At 73.2% G+C, this 23379-nt stretch carries 20 protein-coding genes, 1 tRNA gene and 1 pseudogene; 14 read left to right on the forward strand and 8 right to left on the reverse strand.

Features of this window, described 5'->3' with window-relative positions; genetic code table 11:
* Positions 1-157 precede the first annotated feature (157 nt).
* The 3 genes and pseudogenes from ABZ573_RS16570 to ABZ573_RS16580 form a co-directional block, all read left to right on the forward strand.
* Positions 158-1690 carry an acyl-CoA carboxylase subunit beta gene (locus ABZ573_RS16570; RefSeq protein WP_151455978.1) on the forward strand — a complete coding sequence of 511 codons (1533 nt, stop codon included), beginning with the start codon at positions 158-160 and terminating at the stop codon, positions 1688-1690.
* Positions 1691-1796: 106 nt separating this feature from the next.
* On the forward strand, positions 1797-2951 hold the full coding sequence (locus ABZ573_RS16575) for an acyl-CoA dehydrogenase family protein (RefSeq protein ID WP_121397345.1): 1155 nt from the start codon (positions 1797-1799) through the stop codon (positions 2949-2951).
* A gap of 151 nt (positions 2952-3102) precedes the next feature.
* Positions 3103-5697: pseudogene (locus ABZ573_RS16580) on the forward strand (helix-turn-helix domain-containing protein); the annotation flags it as partial.
* A gap of 301 nt (positions 5698-5998) precedes the next feature.
* Here the strand turns inward: ABZ573_RS16580 and ABZ573_RS16585 are convergent.
* Positions 5999-6508, reverse strand: coding sequence for a MarR family transcriptional regulator (locus tag ABZ573_RS16585; RefSeq protein WP_151455976.1), 510 nt, complete (start codon positions 6506-6508; stop codon positions 5999-6001).
* Positions 6509-6611: 103 nt separating this feature from the next.
* Between ABZ573_RS16585 and ABZ573_RS16590 the strand changes: the two genes are divergently transcribed.
* Positions 6612-7193, forward strand: coding sequence for a YceI family protein (locus ABZ573_RS16590; protein WP_151455975.1), 582 nt, complete (start codon positions 6612-6614; stop codon positions 7191-7193).
* 307 nt (positions 7194-7500) lie between these two features.
* On the forward strand, positions 7501-8979 hold the full coding sequence (locus tag ABZ573_RS16595) for a glutamate--cysteine ligase (RefSeq protein ID WP_311410012.1): 1479 nt from the start codon (positions 7501-7503) through the stop codon (positions 8977-8979).
* A gap of 111 nt (positions 8980-9090) precedes the next feature.
* On the opposite strand, the gene ABZ573_RS16600 is transcribed toward ABZ573_RS16595, so the two are convergent.
* On the reverse strand, positions 9091-10560 hold the full coding sequence (locus tag ABZ573_RS16600) for a hypothetical protein (protein WP_358118850.1): 1470 nt from the start codon (positions 10558-10560) through the stop codon (positions 9091-9093).
* 124 nt (positions 10561-10684) lie between these two features.
* On the opposite strand from ABZ573_RS16600, the gene ABZ573_RS16605 reads away from it, so the two are divergent.
* Together ABZ573_RS16605 and ABZ573_RS16610 are read left to right on the forward strand one after the other, a co-directional pair.
* Positions 10685-11356, forward strand: coding sequence for a PASTA domain-containing protein (locus ABZ573_RS16605; protein WP_151455973.1), 672 nt, complete (start codon positions 10685-10687; stop codon positions 11354-11356).
* 181 nt (positions 11357-11537) lie between these two features.
* Positions 11538-12329, forward strand: coding sequence for a PASTA domain-containing protein (locus ABZ573_RS16610; protein ID WP_358118852.1), 792 nt, complete (start codon positions 11538-11540; stop codon positions 12327-12329).
* 62 nt (positions 12330-12391) lie between these two features.
* Here ABZ573_RS16610 and ABZ573_RS16615 read toward each other — a convergent pair whose 3' ends face one another.
* Positions 12392-12847, reverse strand: a complete 456-nt coding sequence (locus ABZ573_RS16615; RefSeq protein ID WP_192581485.1) for a hypothetical protein — start codon at positions 12845-12847, stop codon at positions 12392-12394.
* Positions 12848-12947: 100 nt separating this feature from the next.
* Positions 12948-13235 carry a hypothetical protein gene (locus tag ABZ573_RS16620; protein ID WP_151455970.1) on the reverse strand — a complete coding sequence of 96 codons (288 nt, stop codon included), beginning with the start codon at positions 13233-13235 and terminating at the stop codon, positions 12948-12950.
* Between the two features lie 627 nt (positions 13236-13862).
* Here ABZ573_RS16620 and ABZ573_RS16625 point away from each other — a divergent pair.
* The 3 genes from ABZ573_RS16625 to ABZ573_RS16635 all read left to right on the forward strand — a co-directional run bounded on the left by ABZ573_RS16625 (position 13863) and on the right by ABZ573_RS16635 (position 15543).
* Positions 13863-14744 (forward strand): helix-turn-helix transcriptional regulator, encoded by an 882-nt coding sequence (locus ABZ573_RS16625; RefSeq protein ID WP_151455338.1) that lies wholly within the window; start codon positions 13863-13865, stop codon positions 14742-14744.
* Positions 14735-14935 carry a DUF397 domain-containing protein gene (locus tag ABZ573_RS16630; protein WP_327030066.1) on the forward strand — a complete coding sequence of 67 codons (201 nt, stop codon included), beginning with the start codon at positions 14735-14737 and terminating at the stop codon, positions 14933-14935. The genes ABZ573_RS16625 and ABZ573_RS16630 overlap by 10 nt, the downstream gene beginning before the upstream one ends.
* Positions 14936-15135: 200 nt before the next feature.
* Entirely contained in the window at positions 15136-15543 is a 408-nt protein-coding gene (locus ABZ573_RS16635) for a hypothetical protein (RefSeq protein ID WP_151455336.1), read from the forward strand.
* Here ABZ573_RS16635 and ABZ573_RS16640 read toward each other — a convergent pair.
* Entirely contained in the window at positions 15511-16110 is a 600-nt protein-coding gene (locus ABZ573_RS16640) for a hypothetical protein (protein WP_151455335.1), read from the reverse strand. The genes ABZ573_RS16635 and ABZ573_RS16640 overlap by 33 nt on opposite strands.
* Before the next feature lie 218 nt (positions 16111-16328).
* Here ABZ573_RS16640 and ABZ573_RS16645 point away from each other — a divergent pair, with 218 nt between their 5' ends.
* On the forward strand, positions 16329-18191 hold the full coding sequence (locus ABZ573_RS16645; protein WP_358118856.1) for a S8 family serine peptidase: 1863 nt from the start codon (positions 16329-16331) through the stop codon (positions 18189-18191).
* A gap of 72 nt (positions 18192-18263) precedes the next feature.
* Here the strand turns inward: ABZ573_RS16645 and ABZ573_RS16650 are convergent, their stop codons facing one another.
* The 3 genes from ABZ573_RS16650 to ABZ573_RS16660 form a co-directional block, all read right to left on the reverse strand.
* Positions 18264-19070 (reverse strand): WecB/TagA/CpsF family glycosyltransferase, encoded by an 807-nt coding sequence (locus tag ABZ573_RS16650; RefSeq protein ID WP_151455333.1) that lies wholly within the window; start codon positions 19068-19070, stop codon positions 18264-18266.
* Positions 19067-20182: an NAD-dependent epimerase/dehydratase family protein gene (locus ABZ573_RS16655; protein WP_192581444.1), complete on the reverse strand. Its 1116-nt coding sequence runs from the start codon at positions 20180-20182 to the stop codon at positions 19067-19069. Before ABZ573_RS16655 ends, ABZ573_RS16650 begins: the two co-directional genes overlap by 4 nt.
* Positions 20183-20248: 66 nt before the next feature.
* Positions 20249-20334, reverse strand: a tRNA-Leu gene (locus tag ABZ573_RS16660).
* A 226-nt stretch (positions 20335-20560) separates the two neighbouring features.
* Here ABZ573_RS16660 and ABZ573_RS16665 point away from each other — a divergent pair.
* The 3 genes from ABZ573_RS16665 to ABZ573_RS16675 are packed head-to-tail and all read left to right on the forward strand — an operon-like array spanning position 20561 to position 23280.
* Positions 20561-21349: a DUF3662 and FHA domain-containing protein gene (locus ABZ573_RS16665; protein ID WP_151455331.1), complete on the forward strand. Its 789-nt coding sequence runs from the start codon at positions 20561-20563 to the stop codon at positions 21347-21349.
* 6 nt (positions 21350-21355) lie between these two features.
* Positions 21356-21841, forward strand: a complete 486-nt coding sequence (locus ABZ573_RS16670) for an FHA domain-containing protein (protein WP_121397334.1) — start codon at positions 21356-21358, stop codon at positions 21839-21841.
* The gene (locus ABZ573_RS16675) at positions 21838-23280 is read left to right on the forward strand and encodes a PP2C family serine/threonine-protein phosphatase (protein WP_151455330.1); all 1443 of its coding nucleotides are present in this window, start codon (positions 21838-21840) and stop codon (positions 23278-23280) included. Before ABZ573_RS16670 ends, ABZ573_RS16675 begins: the two co-directional genes overlap by 4 nt.
* The last annotated feature ends 99 nt before the right edge of the window (positions 23281-23379 follow it).

Here is a 23379-nt window from a genome sequence, read left to right on the forward strand (position 1 = left end):
TCATGATTTTCAATGCCTATCGGCCGGGTGCGGCCGGGTGGCGTCTCCTCCGTCGGCCGTGGGTCGCCGGGGGGTGGGGGGATGCGCTAGCCTAACGATCGTTCAGGTCAGTCGGTCCGCCCGCGAGGTGACCGGCTCAGGTGGCGAGGGAGTCGGCGTGACGCTCGACGGTGAGGCACTGGAGCAGCTGCGCAAGCGGGCCCGGGCCGGCGGTGCGGACAAGTACCACGCGGCGAACGCCGCCAAGGGCAAGCTCTTCGCCCGGGAGCGGGTCGCGCTCCTGGTCGACGAGGGCTCCTTCGTCGAGGACGGCCTCTACGCCAACGCGATGGCCGAGGGCCTCCCCGCCGACGGCGTGGTGACCGGCACCGCCACCATCGACGGCCGCCCGGTCTGCCTGATGGCGAACGACTCCACGGTCAAGGCCGGCAGCTGGGGCGCCCGCACCGTCGAGAAGATCATCCGGATCATCGAGCGGGCCTACTCGACAAGCGTGCCGATGGTCTACCTGGTCGACTCGGCCGGCGCCCGGATCACCGACCAGGTCGACCTCTTCCCCGGCCGCCGCGGCGCCGGCAAGATCTTCTGGAACCAGGTCCGCGCCTCCGGCTCCATCCCGCAGGTCTGCGCGCTGTTCGGGCCGAGCGCGGCCGGCGGGGCGTACATCCCGGCGTTCTGCGACGTGGTCGCGATGGTCGACGGCAACGCCAGCATGTACCTCGGCTCCGACCGGATGGTCGAGATGGTCACCGGCGAGAAGACCACGCTGGAGGCCATGGGCGGCGCCAAGGTGCACTGCGCCGAGTCGGGCGTCGGGCACTTCCTCTGCAAGACCGAGGCCGACGCGCTCGACGTGGTGCGGCGCTACCTGTCGTACCTCCCGACCAACTGGACGCAGGCCCCGCCGGCCGTGCCCGCCGTCGCGGCGCCGGAGAAGGCCGACCTGGCCGCGCTGGTGCCGGCAAGCGAGCGGCAGGCGTTCGACATGCGGCGGTACGTCAAGGGCCTGCTCGACGACGGCTCCTTCTTCGAGATCCAGGCGCTCTGGGCCAAGGAGCTGACCATCGGCTTCGGCCGGCTCAACGGCGAGGTCGTCGGCGTGGTCGGCAACAACTCGATGTTCAAGGGCGGGGTCCTCTTCGTCGACTCGGCCGACAAGGCCACCCGCTTCGTGCAGCTCTGCGACGCGTTCAACGTGCCGCTGCTCTTCCTCTCCGACGTGCCCGGGTTCATGGTCGGCAGCGCGGTGGAGAAGCAGGGCATCATCCGGCACGGCGCCAAGATGATCACCGCGATCTCGGAGGCGACCGTACCCAAGATCTGCGTGGTGGTCCGCAAGGCGTACGGCGCCGGCCTCTACGCGATGGCCGGTCCCGGCTTCGAGCCGGAGGCCACGATCGCGCTGCCCACCGCCAAGATCGCCGTGATGGGCGCGGAGGCGGCGGTCAACGCGGTCTACGCGAACAAGATCGCCGCGATCGGGGACGAGACCGAACGGGCCGCGTTCGTCGCCGCGAAGCGCGAGGAGTACGAGCGCGACATCGACGTGGTCCGGCTCGCCAGCGAGCTGGTCGTCGACGCGATCGTCGAGCCGCACGAGCTGCGCGCGGAGCTGGTCCGCCGGTTCGCCGCCGCCCGCACGAAGGAGCGGCACTTCTCCCGGCGCCGGCACGGCGTCACCCCGGTCTGATCCCGCCGCCGGCCCCACCCGGCCGGCGCGGGCCCGCACCGCACCAGCGACCCGTCCGTTCCCGGCGTCACGAGCGCCCGGCGGCCCATCCACACAGGAGGATTCCATGGACTTCCGGCTCACCGAGGAGCAAGAGGCGCTGCGGGAGAGCGTGCGGGAATTCGCGCGCGAGGTGGTCGCCCCGGTCATCGCGGAGCACTACGAGAAGCACACCTTCCCGTACGAGGTGATCCGGCAGATGGGCAAGATGGGTCTGTTCGGCCTGCCCTTCGCGGAGGAGCACGGCGGCATGGGCGGCGACTACTTCGCGCTCTGCCTCGCCCTGGAGGAGCTGGCCCGGGTCGACTCCAGCGTCGCCATCACCCTGGAGGCGGCGGTCTCGCTGGGCGCGATGCCGATCTACCGCTTCGGCACCGACGAGCAGAAGGCGACGTGGCTGCCGAAGCTGCTCAGCGGCGAGGCGCTGGCCGGCTTCGGGCTGACCGAGCCGGGCACCGGATCGGACGCCGGCGGCACCCAGACCCGCGCGGTGCTCGACGAGTCGACGGACGAGTGGGTGATCAACGGCTCCAAGGCGTTCATCACCAACTCGGGCACCGACATCACGGCGCTGGTCACCGTCACCGCGGTCACCGGCACCCGCCCGGACGGCGCCAAGGAGCTGTCCACCATCATCGTCCCCTCGGGTACGCCGGGCTTCACCGTCGCGCCGGGCTACTCGAAGGTCGGCTGGAACGCCTCGGACACCCACGAGCTGACCTTCGACGACTGCCGGGTGCCGGCCGCGAACCTGCTCGGCGAGCGCGGCCGGGGCTTCGCCCAGTTCCTGCGCATCCTCGACGAGGGGCGGATCGCCATCGCCGCCCTGGCCGTCGGCCTCGCCCAGGGCTGCGTCGACGAGTCGATCAGGTACGCGAAGGAACGCCAGGCGTTCGGCCAGCCGATCGGCAACTACCAGGCGATCCAGTTCAAGATCGCCGACATGGAGATGAAGGCGCACACCGCCCGGCTGGCCTACTACGACGCGGCGGCGCGGATGCTCGCCGGCGAGCCGTTCAAGCGGCAGGCCGCCATCGCCAAGCTGCACGCCAGCACCATCGCCGTGGACAACGCCCGCGAGGCCACCCAGATCCACGGTGGCTACGGCTTCATGAACGAGTACCCGGTGGCCCGCTTCTGGCGCGACTCCAAGATCCTGGAGATCGGCGAGGGCACGTCCGAGGTGCAGCGCATGATCATCGCGCGCGATCTGGGCATGTGACGGCGACGGGTCCGGTGGCGTCGAGGCAGTCGCCTCCGCGCCACCGGGCCCGCCCGGTGTGACCGGTCCGCTGTCGGATATCCGCGCCGGGGCGTCGGCAGGGCGACGCTCGGCTGCCGTCGGTCGTACCCCGTCCGTACCCTTCCTGCCCATGACGCCGGTTCATGATCGTTTGCCGCATCCGGGCGGTCGTGCCGGGCTGCCGGAGCTGTTGCGCGGGCACCGGCTCGCCGCCGGCCTGACCCAGGCCGAGCTGGCGGGCCGGGCCGGTGTGGGCATCCGGACCGTCCGCGACCTGGAGCGGGGCCGCTCGTCCCGGCCGCAGCGCACCACGGTCGAGCTGCTCGCCGGCGCGCTGGAGCTGGCCGGAGCCGTCCGGTCGACGTTCCTGGCCGCCGCCCGGGGGCCGGTCCCGGCCGCCGCGCCGGCCACCACCCGCGGCGCCCCGCCGGCCCGCGTCGACCTCGACCACCACGCCGGTACGCCGGCCGCGCTCCCGCCCCCGGTCGCGCTGGTCGGCCGGGACCGTGACCTGACCGAGCTGGTCGGGTTGTTCACCGACGGGCGTGGGCCCCGGCTGGCCAGCCTGGTCGGGCTGGCCGGCGTGGGCAAGACCGCGCTGGCCCTCTCGGTGGTCCACGCGGTCGTCGACGACCATCCCGGCGGGGCGGCCGGAGTGCTCATCGGCGAGGGCTCGGACGCGGCCGACGTGCTCTCCGCCTCGGTCGCCGTCTTCGGTGTCGCCCGGCTGCCCGAGCTGAGCGCCCGCCTCGCCGGCCGGCCGGCACTGCTGCTCGTGGACGCGGCCGAGCGGGCTCCCGACGCGGTCGCCGAGACGGTGCACCGGCTCGCCGGGGCGGTGCCGTCGCTGCGGGTGCTGGTCACCGGCCGGCACCCGGTCGGCCTGCCCGGGGAGCGGGTGTGGCCGGTCGCCCCGCTCGACGTACCGCCGCCGGGCAGCGAGCGGGAGGGCCCGGCGGCGCTGGCCGACTATCCCGCCGTGGCCCTCTTCACCGCCCGGCTCGCCCAGGTCCGCCGGGAGCCGCCCGGTCCCGCCGAGCTGCCCGCCCTCGCCGCCCTGGTACGCCGCCTGGGCGGGCTCCCGCTCGCCATCGAGCTGATGGCGGCCCGGGGCCGGATCCTCGACCTCAACGAGCTGCTCGACCGGTACGGCGACCGCGTCCTCGACCTGACCACCTCGTCGGGGGCGGCCGGGCGGCCGGGCTGGGACAGCACGGAGCCGGGCCGTCCGGAGAGCCCACGGGCGGCGGTGGCGGAGACCCTGCGGGACGCGGTGGCCGTCAGCTACCGCCTCCTCGCCCCCGACGAGCGGGCCGCGTTGCGCCGGCTCGCCGCGTTCGGCAACCGCTGGTCGGTCGAGCTGGCCGAGGAGATGCTCGCCGATCCCGCCGACCGGGACGGGACGGTGGTCGTGGACCCGGTGCCGCTGCTCGACCGGCTCGTCGAGCTCGGTCTGCTCAGCGTTCGGGGCGCCGGGCCGTTCCGGTTCCGCCTGCTCGACGCCGTACGGGACTTCGCCGCGGAGCAGGCGACCGGCGCGGGCGAGCTGACCGCGATCCGGCGCCGGCACGCGCAGGTCGTCGCCCGGCTGGTGGCGCGGACCGCACCGGAGCTGGCCGGGGCCAACCTGCCGGCGGCGGTGCACCGCCTGGACGAGGTGTCCGGCGACATCAGCTCCGCCCTGGCGCACGCCGCCGTCGACGACCCGTTGACCGCACTGCGGTTGGCGGCGGCGCTGTCACGGTGGTGGCGGTTCCGGGGGCGCGACGTCCCCGGCAGGCAGTGGCTCCGGCGCCTGCTGGCGGATCCGCGTACCGCCGATGTCGACCCGGTGCTGCGGGCGTGGGCGTTCCTCGGGGTGGCCCGGCTCGCCGCCGAGCACGGCGCCGGGGCCGAGGAGCTGCCGGCCGCGCGGCGGGCGTTGGCCGCGTTCCGGGACGCGGGCGACGTCACCGGGGAGTTGGAGGCGCGCTCGGTGCTCTGCGCGCTGCTGATCGCCCTCGGCGAGCACGACGAGGCGCGTACGCAGGCCGAGGCGGTGCTCGCGCTGGCCGTCCGGCACGGGCGGGCCCGCGACATGACGGTGGCGCAGAACAACCTCGCCTGGCACGACATCCGGGTAGGTGACCTGGCGGCCGCCCGGCGCCGGCTGGCCGCGGTCGACCGGCTCGCCGCGCAGGGCGGGGAGCAGCGGCTGCGGGTGCTCGCGCGGGCCAACCTCGCCGAGGTGTCCCGCCTGGAGGGCCGCTACGCCGACGCCGTCGACCAGGGCCGGCGGGTGGTGGCGGCGCTGGCGGACCTCGGCGACCCGGGCCACCGTCGCCGGGTGCTCGGCACGGTGGGGCTGGCGCTGGCCCGCGACGGCCGGTCCGCCGAGGCGGCCGAGGTGCTGGCCGAGCTGCGCCCGCCCCCGGTGCCCCGCGCCGAGGAGGCCTGGTCGCCCGGGCGCCTGCCGGGTGCGCCGACGCCCGGGGCACGCCCGGAGGACGGGATCTGCGCGCTGATCGAGGGGAACCTGGCCCTGTGCCGGGGCGACCGCGAGCTGGCGGCGGAGTGGTTCGCCGCGGCGGCGGAAGCGGGCGTCGACGGCCAGGACCGGCGTGACGTGGTGGAGGCGCTGGTGGGGCTGGCCGCCAGCTCGGGCGACCCCGGCGTGCTGGACCGTCTCGACCGGGCCTGCCGGCAGAGCGGTGTCCGGCTGCTGCCGCACGAGGAGGAGCAACTGCGCCCGTGGAGAGCGGGCCGGAACGGGTGGCCCGTCGGCGACGGCGTCGGTCGTCGCGTGGAGGGCGTGGCGCAGAGCGAGTGGAGGGCGTTGCGCAGAGCGACCGGGGGTGACGCGGGCGACGAAGCCCCTCTTGCTACCCCTCGCTCGTCGCCCGCGCCATCACCCCCCGGTGCGTCCCCACTGCCCGAAGACTAGCCACCGCCCGCACGCCGTCCCGTCCGGTTTGAACGTCTATCGTCCCGTGGGCGCGGCAGTTCTGCCGCTCTTTCTGCCGGTGCCGAGCGGGCCCGGGAACGGGTCAGGAGGGCGTGACCGTCTCGTCGCAGTCGGCGGCGGATCCGGTGCTTCCGGCGGTGGCGCCGGGGTGCACCGCGTCCCGGACCCGGCGCAGCCCGTCGAGCAGGGCGTCCAGGGCCGCCGGCTCGAGCTGGCCGGTGAACCACTGCTCGATGATCCGTAGGTGCCCGGGCAGGGTCTCGTCGAGGCGTTGCAGGCCGGTGGCGGTGACCACGGCGAACGAGCTGCGCCGGTCGGAGGGGCAGGCGCGGCGGGTGAGCAGCCCGTCGCGTTCCATCCGGTCCACCACGCGGGTGACGCCGCTCGTCGAGAGCGAGGTCTGGGCGGCGAGGTCGGTCATCCGTAACTGGTTGCCGGGTGAGCGGGCGAGTCTGGTCAGCACCTCGAACTCGACCGGTGAGAGGCCGTGCTCCTCGAACTGGGCGGCGAACCGGGCCGAGAGCCCGGCGTGCGCCTCGACGAGCAGGCCGACAGCGGTGATCCGGGGGTCGTCGAACACGTTCTGGTCCACGCGCCCATCGTAGCAGTACTTGACACGAGGAATATTGCTGTGCCTATAGTTGCTGCGACAGTCGTTGGGCTACTAAACAACTTCCCCCACGGAGGGCAGCTTCATGACCAGCAGCACCGCACCGGTTACCCGCGACTGGGACGGCCTCACCATCCCGACCGCCGGCACCTACCTGCTGGACGCCGCGCACAAGCGCGTGGGCTTCGTCGCCCGGCACATGATGGTCAGCAAGGTACGCGGTGAGTTCGCCGACGCCAGCGCCACCATCACCGTCGCCGAGGACCCGATGCAGTCCTCGGTCAGCGCCACCATCCAGGCGGCCACCATCAACACCAACCAGGCCGACCGGGACGCGCACCTGCGCAGCCCCGAGTTCCTCGACGCCGAGGCCTTCCCGACCCTGGAGTTCCGCAGCACGGCCGTGAAGTCCCGCGACGGCAACGAGTTCGTCCTCTCCGGCGACCTGACCATCAAGGGCGTCACCCGCCCGGTCGACCTGGAGGTCGAGTTCGAGGGCGTGGGCCGCAGCCCGTTCGGGCAGGACATCTTCGGCTTCTCCGCCTCCACCGAGATCGACCGTGAGGACTTCGGCCTGACCTGGAACGTCGCCCTGGAGACCGGGGGCGTGCTGGTCGGCAAGAAGATCAAGATCGAGATCGAGGGCGAGGCCGTCCGCCAGGCCTGATCCGCCGTACCGCTTCCGGGCCCGCGCCGCGTCACGGCGCGGGCCCGACGCGTGTACGTAGGGTGGAAGTCACCGACCGGGTGCGATTTGTCACGACTCATTCGCGGACCGATCTGGTGCCGGGCAGCGCCGGCTGGGTAGAGATGCCGCCGGGAGCGCGTCCGCCGACCGGAGTACGGTCGTCCCGGCCGTGGGACCGCCGCGACCTCCTCTGGTCCCGGCGATGCCGACACTCCTAACGTGGAGGGGTTCACCACGCGCTTACCGGGCCGGTACGGTCCGACTGCGCCTCGCGCCGGGAGGAAACATGGGCAGGGACGTCGAGCAGGGCGCCTTCTCCCGGGAGGACCGGGTCCGCTACCGACAGAAGGTCCGGCGGTGCCTGGACGTCTTCGCCCTGATGCTGGACGACTTCGGCTTCGACGCCGACCGGCCGATGACCGGGCTGGAGATCGAGCTGAACCTGGTCGACTCGGCGGCCGAGCCGGCGATGCGCAACGACCAGATCCTCGCCGACATCGCCGATCCGCTCTTCCAGACCGAGCTGGGCCAGTTCAACCTGGAGCTGAACGCGCCGCCCCGGCTGATCGAGGGCGACGGCTTCGCCGACTACGAGCAGGACCTGCGCGGCAGCCTCTCCCGCGCCGACGAGCGGGCCGCCAAGTCGGACGCGAAGATCGTCCTGGTCGGCATCCTGCCCACCCTCACCGAGCGTCACCTCGTCGAGGACAACCTCTCCACCAACGAGCGGTACCGGGTGCTCAACGACCAGATCGTCGGCGCCCGGGGCGAGGACATCGAGCTCGACATCCGAGGCGTCGAACGCCTCCAGACCCACACCGACTCGATCGCCCCCGAGGCCGCCTGCACCAGCCTCCAGTTCCACCTCCAGGTCGCCCCGGACAGCTTCGCCGACTACTGGAACGCCTCCCAGGCCATCGCCGGGGTGCAGGTGGCCGTCGGGGCCAACTCGCCCTTCCTCTACGGGCGGCAGCTCTGGGCGGAGACCCGCATCGCCCTGTTCGAGCAGGCCACCGACACCCGGCCGGACGAACTGAAGGCGCAGGGCGTACGACCCCGGGTCTGGTTCGGCGAACGCTGGATCACCTCGATCTTCGACCTCTTCGAGGAGAACGTCCGCTACTTCCCGCCGCTGCTGCCGATCTGCGAGGACGAGGACCCGGTCGAGGTCCTGCACGGCGGCGGCGTGCCGGAGCTGGGCGAGCTGCGCCTGCACAACGGCACCGTCTACCGGTGGAACCGGCCGGTCTACGACATCATGAACGGCCGCCCGCACCTACGGGTGGAGAACCGGGTGCTGCCGGCCGGCCCGACCGTGGTCGACATGCTGGCCAACGCCGCCTTCTACTTCGGGCTGGCGCGCGGGCTGGCGGAGTCCGACCGGCCCATCTGGAGCCAGCTCACCTTCAGCTCCGCCGAGGAGAACTTCCACGCCGCCGCCCGGCGCGGCATGGACGCCGTCCTGCACTGGCCCCGCCTCGGCGAGGTGCCGGTGACCAAGCTGGTCCTGGACGTCCTGCTGCCCAAGGCGGCCGCCGGGCTCGACCGGTTCGGGGTGTCCCCGGCCGAACGCGACCGGCTGCTCGGCATCATCGAGCAGCGCTGCCGTACGGGCCGCAACGGCGCGGTCTGGCAGACCGAGGCGGTCTGGGCGGCCGAGCGGCACCGCGGCATGGACCGGGGCGCCGCCCTGCACCACATGGTGCAGCGCTACGCCGAGCTGCAACGCAGCAACGAGCCCGTGCACACCTGGCCCGTCGACTGACCGTCCCGGCGCCCGGAGGCGGTGACGCGCCTCAGCGGGCCGGGGTGGAGTGCGGCGGTGAGGCCCCTCAGTGGGCCGGGGTGGGAGTGGCCAACGCCGCCCGGCCGCCGGTCAGCGGGTGCGGCGGCCGGAGCGGGATCGGCGGCCGGTGGCCTGCGGTTCCGCCGGATCGTCGGCGGCCGGCACGGCCGGCTCCCCGGTCGTCGCCGACGCCAACGTGCCGTCCCCGGGGGCCGAAGCGGTCGGCTTCCCGGCCGGCGTACCGGACGCGGCCGGCTCCCCGGCTGGCGTGCCGGACGCCGCCGCGAGTCTCGCGGAGGCGGGGACCGGCGCCGGTTCACGGTCGGCGGGGAACGCTCCTCCGCCCGCCGCGACGGGCTCCCCGCCCGGCGCGCTGCCGCCCGGCCCGGTGAAGGCGTCACTGTCGCCCGGCCTGGTGAAGGCGTCGCTGCCGCCCGGCCCGGTGAAGGTGTCACTGTCGCCCGACCTGGCGGAGGTGTCGCTGCCGCCCGGCGTCGTGCGGGTGTCGCTGCGGTCCGGCGTCGCCGGGGCGTCCCCGTCGGTGCCGCCGACCGGAGGGGCCTGCCGCCCCGGGTCGCCCGGGTGGTCGGCGGGCTCGCCGGTGCGTTGGCGGGGGACCCGCACCGGCCCCCGGGCCGCGGCCCGTCGGGCGGCCCGCTGGGCGAGGACGGTGACCAGGACGGCGCCGCCGACCCCGACGATCACCGCGTACGGCGCGATCAGGTGCGCCGACACCTGCTCCGGGCTGATCGCGGTCAGCCTCGGCACCGCCAGGAAGTACGCGGTCGCGACGAGCAGCGGCCCGGCCGCACCCGAGACGGCCGCCCCGACCCGGTGATCGGGGTCCCGGGCGTCCCGGCGGGCCGCGAGGGCACCGATCACCAGCGCGGAACCGAGGGACAGCAGCGCGCCCGGCCAGTAGAAGTAGTCGCGGATCCAGTACCGCCCGTCGTCGGGGCCGAGCTGCCAGATGCCGAGCTGGGCGCTGGTCAGGCCGCGCCCGGCCAGCACGCCGTCCACGACGGCGATCACGGCGAGCAGCCAGAGCCAGCCGACGGTGGCGAGCACGTTGTTCGCGGCGGCCCGCGAGCGCAGCGCCCAGGCCGCCGTCAGCACGCCGACCAGCACGCCGACCGCCGCGTAGGCGGCCGCGACGTTCCGGGGCGAACCGGTGTCGGCCACCGCCACCGCCTGCCGGGCCGGTACGGCCACCAGCAGCACGGTGATCAGTGCGCCCACCCCGGCGGCCACGGCGAGCGCGGCGGAGCCGAGGGCGCCGCCACCCGGTCCGGCCGGAGCCGCGTCGGCGGGACCGGTGTCCGGTGCCGGGGCGCGGTCGCGCAGCCGCTGCGCGCAGACCGCGCCGAAGACCGTCGAGGTGGCCGCGATCCAGGTGGCCCAGATCAGGCCCGCCACCCAGGCGGTCGCGCCGGCGGTCGCGTCCGCCGGCGCCCAGTTGATGATGCCCAGCCCGTAGCCGAAGCCCAGTTGGGCCGCGCCCGCGCCGGCAGCGACGCCGACCGCGATCGCGATCGATCCTCCCCAGCCTCGTCTGGCCATGCCGGGGAGCGTAACGTCCCGTGGTCGACGCGGCGAGTCGTGGCGGTCCGGCCCGGGCGACCGCGATGACGCCGGCGTTGACGGGAGCGGGTACGGTCGCCGGTGATCGAGGCGGGGTGGGCGTATGACGGACGGGGACACGGGCGCGCGGGACGACGCCGGGCCGGACCGGTCGACGCTGCTGCTCAGGGGCGGGTTGGCCGTCGTGCTGCTCGCTGCCGTCGGCGCGACCGGCGGCTGGCTCCTGGCCGGCGAGGACGACCCGTCGGCCCCGCCGACGGCGGCGGAGGGTCTGCCCGCCACCAGCACGCCCGCCGCGACCCGATCGACCCCGGGCCGGTCCGCGCCGGCGGCGGCTCCCCGGACGACCGCACCGAGCCGCTCCGCCGGGCTGACGGTCCCGCCGCTCGTCGGCGAGGATTTCACGGACGCCCGCGAGGAGCTCCGCGAGAAGCGGCTGGGCTGGCGGCTCGTCTTCGGCCGTGGCACCGGGACGACCGTGGAGCGAACCTCCCCGGAGGTGGGCGCCGAGGTGCAGCCCGGGCGCACCGTGACGCTCTACGTGAGCGGTCCGGCCCCGGCCGCCACCGTGCCGGACGTGGTGGGCGACGACTGCGACGACGCGGCGGACGAGCTGGTCGACGAGGGCTTCTACCCGCAGTACCGGACGGGCAAAACCGGCAAGGTCAGCCGCCAGGATCCGGCCGGCGACGGTGCGGGCCGGTGGAACGACCAGGTGTCGATCTGGTGCGGCGACGCGCCGGAGGACGACGGTTCGCCCTCCCCGACGCCGTGACGGAGCGTCCGACACGCTGATCCCGGCCGATGGCCTCCGGGACCGCTAGGTTGGCGGTCAGGGCCCGCGACGCCCGCCCGGGCCGGGAGAGGACGCGCCATGAGTGAGCGTCAGCGAGCGAATCGTCGGCACGGTGCGGTGGTGCCTCATGCCGGCACGACAGCGGAGCGGAGTGCCGGGCATGAGTGACGAGCGCCGGGAGCCGCCCGCCGGGGAACACGACGACCGGACCCGCCCGCTGCCTCCGCCGGGCGATCCCTCGGCCGGGCCGGAACCCGACCGTACGCAGCCGCTGCCCCGCCCCGACCGGAGCGCCCCGGACGCCGGCGACGCCACCCGGCCGATGCCCGGCGACGGCACCGCCCCGCTGGACCGTACGGCTGCCGTGCCGCCGGAGCGGTCCGGGCCGGCGGCATGGTCCGGCCGGGCGGAGGTGCGCCCCGGCGGGCCGGCCGACCAGCCGGAGGCCGAGTGGTACGCCGAGGAGCAGGACGCGCGGCGCTGGTGGCTGCCGATCCTGTGGGGCGTGATCGTGCTGCTGCTGCTCGGCCTGCTCGGCGCCGGGCTGTGGCTGGCCCTCCAGTCGGCGGACGACGGTCCGAGCGGGCCGGAGCCGTCGCCCTCGCCGTCGGTGACCCGCGCGTCGCCGACCACCGCCGCGCCGACCTCGGCGGCCCCCACCAGCTCGTCGCCCTCGGCGTCCCCGACGCCCTCGGAGCCGGCCGAACTGCCGATGCCGCCGGTGGTGAACCTGCCGCTGGAGACGGCGCAGGCCATCCTGGACGACGTCGGGCTGGACCACCGGGTCGAGTACGAGACGTCGGACCGTCCGGCCGGCACGGTGATCCGCACCGAGCCGGCGGCGGGGGAGCTGGTGCCGGCGGACGAGGAGGTCACGCTGGTGGTGGCTCGCGAGGCCGCCTCGCCGACCGGCGAGGTCACGCCGTCGGTCGAACCGACCGCCACCCGGTGAGCCGCCGGCCAGCGCGTAGCGCCACGACCTGCGTCGTCACGCCTACGGCCCGCGCCGCCGCGTCACCACATGCGTCGTCTCGTTCCGACCATGCCGAGCCCGGCCAGCGAGATGGCCAGTCCGAAGATGCCGGACCAGAAGAGGGAACGGCGGACGTCGTCGGGTGCGGGGCGGGCGGCGTGTGCCGCACCGTCCGGGGAGCCCGTGGGAACCCCCGCCCCGGCTGCGGGTCCGGAGTCGCCCGCGGCGCCGAGCGCTTCCGGTTCCCTCGGCCCGGTCAGTGCGTACGGGGGGTCGAGGGCGTCCGGCACGTCGTCGCCGTAGGGCGGGTCCTCGTCCACCACGGTGATCTCCGGTGCCGGGACCGGGGTGGTCAGCCGCGTGGTGGACGAGAGGGCGGGATCGCGGACCACGACCACCAGTGTGGTGGCGGCGCCGATCAGCGCCAGTAGTCCGAAGGCGTAGGCGATACGGGAGCGGTGGTGCCGCCGCGCGGCGGGCTGATTGACCATGGCCATCCCAGGTTCGGGGTCCTGGACGCGCGGGGTGGAAACGTGCCGGGGTGGGCGTACCTCATCTTATGGCGACGGCATGCCCCTCGACTGCCGATCGCGCAGGTCAGCCCACCCGGACCGGAGTGCGGGCGGCGGGCCGGCGCGGCGCCCGCACGGTGTGCGGACGCGGCTCGGGGGCCGAGCGCAGGTGGCGCAGCCCCTCCCGCTGGACGAAGATCGACCGCCGGCTGACCGCGTCCCCCGATGCGTTCAACTCGTAGCCTTCGAGCCAGATCCAGCCGTCGTAGGTCGGCCAGTCCAGCACCCGGATGACCCGGAACATGATGGGCCTGAGGAACTGGACACTCGCCGCGCGAGTCACGTGCAGTACGTCACCGGAGCGGGGAAGCACATGGGCTCCTGGGAAGGGTCGGCCGGCCGACGGGCCGGCGGTGGGGGTCGGGGGACGTCGATGGCCCGGTGGCGGGGTCGTGCCTCGTGGGCCGGTGCTGCGGGCGGTGGTGGTCGGGCCGTATCCGCTGGTGGCGAACCGCCACCCGACCATCACTCGGCTACTCCGGGTACCGCTCCCGCCGCCGCAGCCAACTGGCGTGCAGCGGCGAGGTCATCAACCCGGGGCAGGTCTGGTTGTCGACTGCCGGGCGGTCCCACCGCCGCGCGTCCTGCGGTCCGTGGGGTCACCACGGCGAGGAAGCGGACGGAGACGGTGAGTAACCCGTGCCATACGGACAGAGTGCATCAGCGACGTGCTTCATGCAAGTTGCACGTCGACTTTTGCCGATACGTGAGCGGCTTGTGCAAAGCAGCGCTTGAAGCCGTTCACGTATGCCCGGCACACTGGGAGCCGGTTTCGCCCGTCGCGGCCGGCCGATGACCGGCACCACCCCACGCCGCGAACGACGCCCGCCGTACGACGGTCGCGCCCCTGGCGGGTGACGACAGTGGCGCACGGCGAGGCGGAGGTGGACCGGGTGAGGCCTGACAGGCGGTGGTTCCGACCAGCGGGCGGGGTCGTGTCGTGAGCGAGCGGCGCAGCCCCACCATCCGGCGGCGTCGCCTAGGCGCCGAACTGCGCCGGCAGCGGGAGGGGGCCGGCATCACCATAGAGGCGGTCGCCGAGCAGTTGGAGTGTTCGGCGTCGAAGGTCTCGCGGATCGAGACCGGCCACACCACCGCGACGCCACGCGACGTGCGGGACATGCTGCGGATCTACGGCGTGGTGGGTGCCGAGAGCGACGAGCTGGTGCAGATCGCCCGCGAGGCGCGGCAGAAGGGCTGGTGGCACCCCTACAGCACGGTGCTGGTCGGCGCGTACGTCGGGCTGGAGGCGGCGGCCGGTTCGATCCGGGCGTACGAGCAGCAGGTGGTGCCCGGGCTGCTGGAGACCGAGGACTACGCGGGCGCGATGATCCGGGCCGCCCGGCCCGACTTCACTCCCGAACAGGTGCAGCAACGGGTGCGTGTCCGTCTGGGCCGTCAGTCGTTGTTGACGCAGGATGATCCGGTCGATCTGTGGGTGGTGCTCGATGAAGCGGTGGTGAGCCGTCCGGTGGGCGGGGACGAGGTAATGCGTGACCAGCTGAAACACCTGGTCGAGGTGGCGGAACTGCCGAACGTGACGCTCCAGATCCTGCCTTTCGCGGTAGGGGCGCACGCCGGCATGGACGGCACCTTCACGATCCTCAGCTTCCCTGAGCCCGGTGATCCGGATGTCGTGTACGCGGAGAATGCCACGGGTGGGCTCTTCCTGGAGAAGAGTGACGAACTGCAGAAGTACAGCTTCATCTTCGATCACATCCGAGCGGCGGCCATTCGTCCTGAGGAGTCCATCGCACACATCGCGAAACTGGCAGAGGAGCCGATGTGGAAAGGGCGACCAAAAGGTTCCCCGTGGACCTGACGCAGGCGGCGTGGTTCAAGAGCTCGAAGAGCGGGCCGAACTGCGACAACTGCGTGGAGGTGGCGTACGTGACGGGGGCGGTCGGCGTGCGGGACTCGAAGGACAAGACGGGCCCGGCCCTGGTCTTCTCCCCGGGTGGCTGGCACGCCTTCGTCGCCGGCGCCAGGGGCGGTGTGTTCGACAGGGGCTGACGGGACCGGAACGTGACGGGATGCCCCCGCCCGGCAGTGGAGCCGGGCGGGGGCATCGTCGTGCCCGCGTCCGGACCGGCCGCGAAGTCGTCCCGCCGTCGGCGTCGCCACATCGGGTCCCGTGTCGTTGTACCCCTCGGCACGGCGGTGGTCGACGAGCCGCCGCCGGGATCGGCAACCGAGCGAGGCAGGCGAGACGGATGACGACGATCGGTTCGGACAACCTCACCAACGGGCCGGGCAAGCCGGAACGGTTCGGGGGCAAGTACCGGGGGGCACGGCGGGACACCGTCCTCACCGAGGTGGTGTCGACCGACACCGAGATGGGTGGCCGGGAGAGCCCGGCCGCGCCGCCGGAGCAGCCCGGTCCGCCGCTCTCCCTGCCCTCGCTGGACCCCAACCCGCTGACCGAGCCGTCGTTCCCGCCCGGCAGCTGGTCGGTGGAGCCGGCCGAGTCACTGGTCGACCATCCGCTGCTGCGCGGGCTGCTGATGGAGCTGCCGCCGAAGGGCAGCGTCCCGCCGCCCGGCTGGCTCGACCGCTGGTTCGAGGCGACCCGGGCGATCCTGGAACTGCTATACGTGCAGGGCCCCGGCCGCTCGCGGTGACGCGGGCCGTACCGGCACGGCCCGCTCCACGAGCCGGCTGTGCCGCAGGGCGTGGCGTACGCCGATGGCGGCGACGCCCAGCACGCCCAGGGTGACCGCCGGCCCGGCCACGCCGGGTCCGGAGAGCAGGTCCGGGGCGCTCGCCGCAGCCACCGCAGGCAGGATCGCCAGCCCGGTGACCTGCACCGGGAGCCCGATCAGCGGGTGCGCGGCGGAGGCCCGCAGGCCGTGCGGCGCCGGGGTGCCCGGGGCCGACGAGAGCGCGCCCGCGCCCGCCCGCAGTCGGCGTACCCGGCGCACCGTGCAGGCCGCGACCACGAGCGCGGGGGCGGCGGCGAGGGCGAGGCCGGCGGCCGCCCGGTCCGCGGGGGTCGTGCCGGCGCTGGAGAGCCCCGCGCCGAGCACGGCGGCCGTCAGGCCCAGGCCGGTCAGCGTCAGGGCGAGCACCCATCCGGTACGCCGGCGCAGGGCCCGGGCGTGGTCCAGCCGGGGCAGCCCGTCCGCGAGCCAGCCGGCGACGAGCCAGACGGCGGCCAGCGACAGCAGCACGGTCAGGTGAATCTCCATGACCGACAGCCTTGCCCGTTTTCGACGACCGTGAATCCGGGCAGGTCCCCGGTTCGTCCCGCAGCCGCCGCCCCTAGGGGGTCATCCCTCCGGTGGTATGGGGAAGTCGACATGTTTGAATTCCCGTTTGCGCCCCCCTACCCTCAGCTTGATCGGCATTCATCGATTCACTCGTCTCGAACAGTTGGACGGTCGGTGCCGGTCGGAGGGAGTAGAAGATGGGTCTTCCACGCAGGTCCGTACTCGTCGGGGTGGCCGCGCTGGCCATGGTGGCCACCGCCACGCCCGCCATGGCCGCCGAACCGGTGGGCACGATCCGCGCCGCTGGCGGCGCCACCGCCGTGGCCGACAGCTACATCGTCGTCTTCAAGGACACCTCGGTCGCCCGCAGCAGCGTCGGTGACACCGCGCAGCGGCTGGTCGGCCGGCACGGCGGCGCGGTCGCCCGCACCTACGGCGCCGCCCTGCGCGGCTTCGAGGTCCGGGTCGACGCCAGGGCCGCCGCCCGCATCGCCGCGGACCCCGCCGTGGCGTACGTCGAGCAGAACCACACGGTCTCCATCGCCGGCACCCAGACCAACCCGCCCTCCTGGGGCCTGGACCGGATCGACCAGCGCGCCCTGCCGCTGAACAGCTCCTACACGTACCCGAACACGGCGAGCAACGTGCACGCCTACATCATCGACACCGGCATCCGGTTCAGCCACAGCGACTTCGGCGGCCGGGCGGTCTCCGGCTACGACGCCGTCGACGGCGGCTCGGCCGACGACTGCAACGGGCACGGCACGCACGTCGCCGGCACCGTCGGCGGTTCGGCGTACGGCGTGGCCAAGGGCGTCCAGCTGGTCGGCGTACGCGTGCTGAACTGCCAGGGCAGCGGCACGAACGCCGGCGTCATCGGCGGCGTCGACTGGGTGACCGCCAACGCGGTCAAGCCGGCCGTGGCCAACATGAGCCTCGGCGGCGGCGCGAACGCCTCGCTCGACACCGCCGTGCGCAACTCCATCAACTCGGGCGTGAGCTACGGCCTGGCGGCCGGCAACGACTCCGGCGGCAACGCCTGCAACACCTCGCCCGCCCGGACCGCCGAGGGCATCACCGTCGGCTCCACGACCAACACCGACGCCCGGTCGTCGTTCTCCAACATCGGCACCTGCCTGGACATCTTCGCGCCCGGCTCGTCGATCACCTCGGCGTGGTACACCAACGACACCGCCACCAACACGATCAGCGGCACCTCGATGGCGACCCCGCACGTGGTCGGCGTCGCGGCCCTGGTGGCCAGCGCCAACCCGGCCTGGACGCCGCAGCAGGTCCGCGACTACCTGGTGAACAACGCCACCAGCAACGTGGTGACCAACGCGGGCACCGGCTCGCCGAACAAGCTGCTCTACGTCGTCAACGGCGACACCCCGCCGCCGACCGACGACTTCTCCGTCTCGGTCTCGCCGACGTCCGGCTCGACCGCGCCGGGCGGCTCGGTGACCGCCACGGTCGCCACCGCCACGACCAACGGCTCCGCCCAGTCGGTGAGCCTCTCGGCGAGCGGGCTGCCGTCCGGGGCGACCGCCTCGTTCAGCCCGGCCACCGTCACCTCGGGTGGTTCCTCGGCGCTGACCATCAGCACCTCGGCGAGCACGCCGGCCGGCACCTACTCGGTGACCGTGACGGGCACCGCGGCCTCGGGCAGCAGGACCGCCACCTACTCGCTGACGGTCACCGGCACCGGCGGCGGCTGCTCCGGCACCAACGGCACCGACCTCGCGATCCCGGACACGAACGTCGCGGTGAGCAGCTCGATCGTGATCGCCGGCTGCGCCCGCAACGCCTCGGCGGCCTCCACCGTCGCGGTGAACATCGTGCACACCTACCGCGGTGACGTGGTCATCGACCTGGTCGCCCCGGACGGCTCGACCTACCGGCTGAAGAACAGCAGCATCTTCGACGGCGCGGACAACATCAACGCCACCTACACGGCGAACCTGTCGAGCGAGGCGGCGAACGGCACCTGGCAGCTGCGGGTGCGCGACGTCTACTCGGGCGACACCGGCTACCTGAACACCTGGACCCTCACCCTCTGACCTGAGTGCAGGGAAGGGCCCCTTCCTATCGCATACGCGATAGGAAGGGGCCCTTTCTGACGCTGGAGGCGGTCAGACCGAGAAGCTGGCGGGACGCTCCGTGGCCGGGGCCGGCGCCTTCGCCTTCCACAGCCCCGTCTTCTGCCCGGCGAGCCGGGTCAGGTAGGCCGGGTTGAGGATCACGTAGCGCTTCCAGAGGCGCTTCGGCTCCAGACCGAGACGCCAGAACCACTCCAGGCCCGCCCGCTGCATCCACGGCGGGGGCTGGCGCAGCAGGCCGGCGTGGTAGTCGAAGGCCGCCCCGACCGCCATCAGCGGCATGTCCAGCAGCGGTCGCATGGCGTACGTGAAGATCTCCTGGCGCGGGCAGCCCAGCCCCACCAGCACGAGCCGGGCCCCACTGGACCGGATCCGGTCGGCGATCTCCACGTCCTCGCCCGGCTGCACCGCCCGGAACTTCGACGGCTCCACCCCGGCGATCTTCAGCGCCGGGAACATCCGCTCCAGCGCCGGGATCAGCCTGGCCAGGGTCTCCTCGGTCGACCCGTAGAGGTAGACCGGCAGCCCCTCGTCGGCGAACCGGGCGAGCACGTGCAGGGTCAGGTTCGGGCCGTAGACCCGGTCGGTCAGCCCCGCGCCGTGCAGCAGGTTGAGCGCCCAGCGCACCGGCTGGCCGTCGGGGGTGACCACGTCGAAGGAGTTCAGCCGGGCGTTGTGCGCCGGGTCGAGCACCCCGGTCATCACGCCGTGCACGGCCAGCGCCGTCAGCGCCAGCGGGCGGCGCTCCTGCGCGGCGGCCACCACCTGCTCGGTCGCCTCGGCGTAGTCGGTGGCGTCGACCAGGACCCCGAGGACGTTCCGCTTGCCCCTGCCGGTCATGCCCCCGGCACCCACTTGTCCACGTTGGCCTCGTAGATCTCGCGCATGATCATGGGCACGTCGTAGACCTGCTTCCACTCGGGGTAGTCGGCCTGGAAGGCCTCGTTCGAGCCGATCCACCACTTGTGGTCGCCGATCCGGTTGGCCTCGACGTACTCGGTGACCATCTCCTGGCCGGTGATCTGCTCGGCGAGCGCGAACGCCTCACGGTTGGAGGTGTTCGAGTGCCGGCCGCCGCCGAGGTTGTAGACCGCCGCCGAGCGCGGGTTGCGGAAGAACGCCTCGAACGCGCTGACCACGTCCGAGCTGTGGATGGCGTCGCGGACCTGCTTGCCCTGGTAGCCGAAGATCTTGTAGGTGCGGCGCTCCATGTTGGCGCGCATCACGTAGCCGAGGAAGCCGTGCAGCTCCGTCGCGGAGTGCGCCGGGCCGGTCAGCGTCCCGCCCCGGAAGCAGGCCGTCCGCATGTCGAAGTAGCGGCCGTACTCCTGCACCATGACGTCGGCCGCCACCTTGGAGGCGCCGAAGATCGAGTGCAGGCAGGCGTCGATGGACATGTCCTCGCGGATGCCCTGCTCGTACGCGTGCCCCGGCTCGATCTCCCAGCGGGTCTCCAGCTCGACCAGCGGCAGGCTGTTCGGCCGGTCCCCGTAGACCTTGTTGGTGGAGCAGTGGATGAGCGGCGCCTCGATGCAGTGCTCCCGCACGTTCTGCAGGACGTTGAGCGTGCCGGCGGCGTTCACGTCGAAGTCGGTGAACGGGTCGCGCACCGCCCAGTCGTGCGACGGCTGAGCGGCGGTGTGGATCACCACGGCGACGTCGGTGCCGTACCGCTTGAACAGCTTGGCCAGCGCGGCCCGGTCGCGGATGTCGATGCTGTGGTGCGAGTACGCGGACCCCAGCTCGTCGGTCAGCCGGCGGACGTTCCACGCGGTGGACGCCTCCGCGCCGAAGAACTCCTGCCGCATGTCGTTGTCGATGCCGACGACCTCGAGACCGAGGCCGGCGAAGTGCCGGACCGCCTCGGAGCCGATCAGACCGCCCGACCCGGTCACGAACGCGACACTCACACGCCACTCCTGGTCCATCGGAGGCAGAAACCATCGGAGCATAGCGTGACGTACGGCACGCCCCGATACGGCGCGAGGGCCCCGCATCGCTGCGGAGCCCTCGCGTATTGGTGGGGAAGGGGGGAGTTGAACCCCCACGCCCTTTCGGGCACACGGACCTGAACCGTGCGCGTCTGCCATTCCGCCACTTCCCCGTGGCTTGACCTCGAACACTGTAGTCTGTGCCGGACCTGCTGTCTCCAGCGGGCCTCGGACATCCTAGCCGGTCCGTGGTCGTTGTGACGATCGGTTACCGTCCGAGGAGCGGTTACCGTTCGTGGCGGACGAAAGAGTAGCACGGCATTATCGGCCCGTCCGAACGGGCCGCCGTCAGACGGCCGAGCGGCGTGTGAGCTGCGCGCGCGCCGGCCGGATACCATCATGTCCTCGGGACCCGAGGAGGAGCCGGTGAGCGTGCTGCAACGCTTCGAGAAGCGTCTGGAAGGCCTGGTCGAGGGGGCCTTCGCCAAGGTCTTCAAAGGGGTGGTCCACCCCGTGGAGATCCTCAACGCCATGCAGCGGGAGGCCGAGGCGCACAAGGCGATCCTGGCCGGTGGGCGCACGTTGGTGCCCAACCGCTACGTGATCGATCTCTCGCCCTACGACCACAGTCGTCTGGCGCCGTACGCCGCCGCGCTGGCCCAGGAGCTGGCCCAGTCGCAGGCGGAGTTCATCGGCGAGCAGGCCTGGACGGTCTACGGCGACGTGATCGTCGAGATCGAACGCGGTGAGGGGCTGGACACCGGGATGTTCCGGGTCACCGCCGAGGTCTACACCGGCGGCGAGGTCGCCCCGGTCTCGGCGCCCGGCTACGACGCGGGCCCGCCCGCCTACCCGGCCTACGACCAGGGCGGCGGCTACGGTCCTCCGCCCGGCCACGGCGGCGGCCGCAACGTGCGGCTGGTCTCCGGCGACGGGCGCACCTACCCCCTCCAGGTGGGCTCGACCGTGATCGGCCGCGGTGACCAGGCCAATCTGCGCCTGCCCGACGTCGGGATCTCGCGGCGACACGCCCGGCTGGACTTCGACGGTGGTCAGGTCGTGCTGACCGACCTGGGGTCGACCAACGGCACCATGGTCAACGGCCAGCGGGTCTCCGCCGTCGCGCTCAATCCCGGCGACATGATCCAGCTCGGCACCACGACGCTGACCTTCCGCGTGGACGGCTGACCCGCCTTGCCGGAGCTCGTCATCACCGTCGCCCGGTTCGGGTTCCTCATCCTGCTGTGGATCTTCGTGTTCACGGTGGTCGGCGTGATCCGCCGGGACCTGTTCGCGGGCGCCCGGTCGGGCCGGCTGGTGGCCGCCCCCCGGGCCGTCGGCGCCTCGCTCGGGCAGGCGGCGAAACCGACGAAGGCGAAGCGGGGCAGGGCGGCCCACCAGCTCGTGGTAACCGCCGGCCAACTGGCCGGGACCCGGATCACCCTCGGCGAAGCGCAGATCACCATCGGCCGGGCGGAGGATTCCACCCTCGTCATCACCGACGACTACGCCTCGGCGCGGCACGCCCGTCTGGTGCCGCGCGACGGCCAGTGGTTCGTCGAGGACCTCGGCTCGACTAACGGCACGTACCTGGATCGCGCTAAGGTCACCGGACCAACCCCCGTCCCCCTCGGCGTGCCGATCCGGATCGGCCGCACTTCTCTCGAATTACGGCCATGACTCTGACCCTGCGCTATGCGGCCCACAGCGACCGCGGTCTGATCCGAGACGGTAATCAGGATTCCGTCTACGCCGGGCCGCGGCTTCTCGCCGTCGCCGACGGCATGGGCGGCATGGCCGCCGGTGACGTCGCCAGCAACATCGTCATCGGTGCCATGGCGCCGCTCGACGAGGACGTCCCAGGTGACGCCCTCGTCGACGCGCTGCGTTCGGCCGTGGGCACCGCCAACCAGCAGCTCCGCGACACCGTGGACGCCAACCCTCAGCTGGAGGGGATGGGCACCACGCTCACCGCGACCCTCTTCTCCGGCAGCAAGCTGGGCATGGTCCACATCGGTGACTCGCGGGCCTATCTCCTGCGCAACGGTGAGTTCGCGCAGATCACCAAGGACGACACGTACGTCCAGATGCTCGTCGACGAGGGCCGGATCAGCGCCGAGGAGGCGAGCAGCCACCCCCAGCGCTCGCTGCTCACCCGGGCGCTCGACGGCCGCGACATCGACCCGGAATACAGCGTCCGTCAGGTGCTCCCCGGCGACCGCTACCTGATCTGCAGCGACGGCCTCTCGGGTGTGGTCAGCGCCGACACCATCGGCGAGACGATGCGCGAATACACCGACCCGCAGCAGTGCGTGGAGCGGCTGGTGCAGCTCGCCCTGCGCGGCGGCGGCCCGGACAACATCACGGTGATCATTGCCGACGCCACCGACCAGGACATCGTCGAGGCGAGCCCGATCGTCGGCGGCGCCGCCGCCCGGGACCGGGGCATGGCGACCTCCGCCGACGTGTCCACGCCGGCCGCCCGCGCGTCCGCCCTCTCCGCGCCGCGCCCGCCCGTTCCCGAGGAACCGACGGCCGGCGCCGACGACGAGTCGGAGCGCCCGAGGCGTCGGCCGGTGCGGGCCGCCGCGATCTCGGTGGCGTTGCTGGTCCTCGTCGGCGGCGCGGTCTTCGGCGGCTGGAGCTACACCCAGCGGCAGTACTACGTCGGGGCGACCGAGAACGGCCAGGTCGCGGTGTTCCGGGGCATCCAGGGCGAGATCGCCGGGATGAACCTGTCGACCGTGCACTCCAAGAGCCCAGCGGACCTGGAGGACCTGACGCTGGCCGCCCAGGAGCAGGTCAAGCAGGGCATCCCGGCCAAGAGCGAGCCCGACGCCGAGCGTCGACTGGCCGAGCTGACCAGCGACGACCCGATGAACCCGAACCTGAAGCCGATCTGCCCGCCGAGCCCGAGTCCGAGCGCCGCGGCCGTCACCACCGTCCCGACGCCGACCTCCGTCCCGGTGTCGCCCGCTCCGACCGTCAGCGCGAGTGCGAGCGCCCCGGTCAGCGGCCGGCCGAGCACGCCGGCTGCGCCGACCACCACGCCCGACGCCCCGCCCTCCGACACCGACTCGCCGGCGCTCGACCCCGCCGCGTGCCGGTCGCCGGAGTAGGCGCGGCTCGATCCGAGGACGTTCCGTGACCGCAGCGGCCATTCCGGCATCCTCGCCCGCCACCACGGGCGAGCAGCCCGGCGTACGCCTGGCCCGGTC

Source organism: Micromonospora sp. NPDC007220 (genome assembly GCF_040634035.1).
Lineage (GTDB): Bacteria > Actinomycetota > Actinomycetes > Mycobacteriales > Micromonosporaceae > Micromonospora > Micromonospora reichwaldensis.

Excerpts from the sequence above, each read along its gene's own strand:
- ABZ573_RS16575 (WP_121397345.1), top strand. The coding sequence starts at position 1,797 with ATGGACTTCCGGCTCACCGAGGAGCAAGAGGCGCTGCGGGAGAGCGTG.
- ABZ573_RS16590 (WP_151455975.1), top strand. The coding sequence starts at position 6,612 with ATGACCAGCAGCACCGCACCGGTTACCCGCGACTGGGACGGCCTCACC.
- ABZ573_RS16595 (WP_311410012.1), top strand. The coding sequence starts at position 7,501 with ATGGGCAGGGACGTCGAGCAGGGCGCCTTCTCCCGGGAGGACCGGGTC.
- ABZ573_RS16600 (WP_358118850.1), bottom strand. The coding sequence starts at position 10,560 with ATGGCCAGACGAGGCTGGGGAGGATCGATCGCGATCGCGGTCGGCGTC.
- ABZ573_RS16605 (WP_151455973.1), top strand. The coding sequence starts at position 10,685 with ATGACGGACGGGGACACGGGCGCGCGGGACGACGCCGGGCCGGACCGG.
- ABZ573_RS16610 (WP_358118852.1), top strand. The coding sequence starts at position 11,538 with ATGAGTGACGAGCGCCGGGAGCCGCCCGCCGGGGAACACGACGACCGG.
- ABZ573_RS16615 (WP_192581485.1), bottom strand. The coding sequence starts at position 12,847 with ATGGCCATGGTCAATCAGCCCGCCGCGCGGCGGCACCACCGCTCCCGT.
- ABZ573_RS16635 (WP_151455336.1), top strand. The coding sequence starts at position 15,136 with ATGACGACGATCGGTTCGGACAACCTCACCAACGGGCCGGGCAAGCCG.
- ABZ573_RS16640 (WP_151455335.1), bottom strand. The coding sequence starts at position 16,110 with ATGGAGATTCACCTGACCGTGCTGCTGTCGCTGGCCGCCGTCTGGCTC.
- ABZ573_RS16645 (WP_358118856.1), top strand. The coding sequence starts at position 16,329 with ATGGGTCTTCCACGCAGGTCCGTACTCGTCGGGGTGGCCGCGCTGGCC.
- ABZ573_RS16650 (WP_151455333.1), bottom strand. The coding sequence starts at position 19,070 with ATGACCGGCAGGGGCAAGCGGAACGTCCTCGGGGTCCTGGTCGACGCC.
- ABZ573_RS16655 (WP_192581444.1), bottom strand. The coding sequence starts at position 20,182 with ATGCTCCGATGGTTTCTGCCTCCGATGGACCAGGAGTGGCGTGTGAGT.
- ABZ573_RS16665 (WP_151455331.1), top strand. The coding sequence starts at position 20,561 with ATGTCCTCGGGACCCGAGGAGGAGCCGGTGAGCGTGCTGCAACGCTTC.
- ABZ573_RS16675 (WP_151455330.1), top strand. The coding sequence starts at position 21,838 with ATGACTCTGACCCTGCGCTATGCGGCCCACAGCGACCGCGGTCTGATC.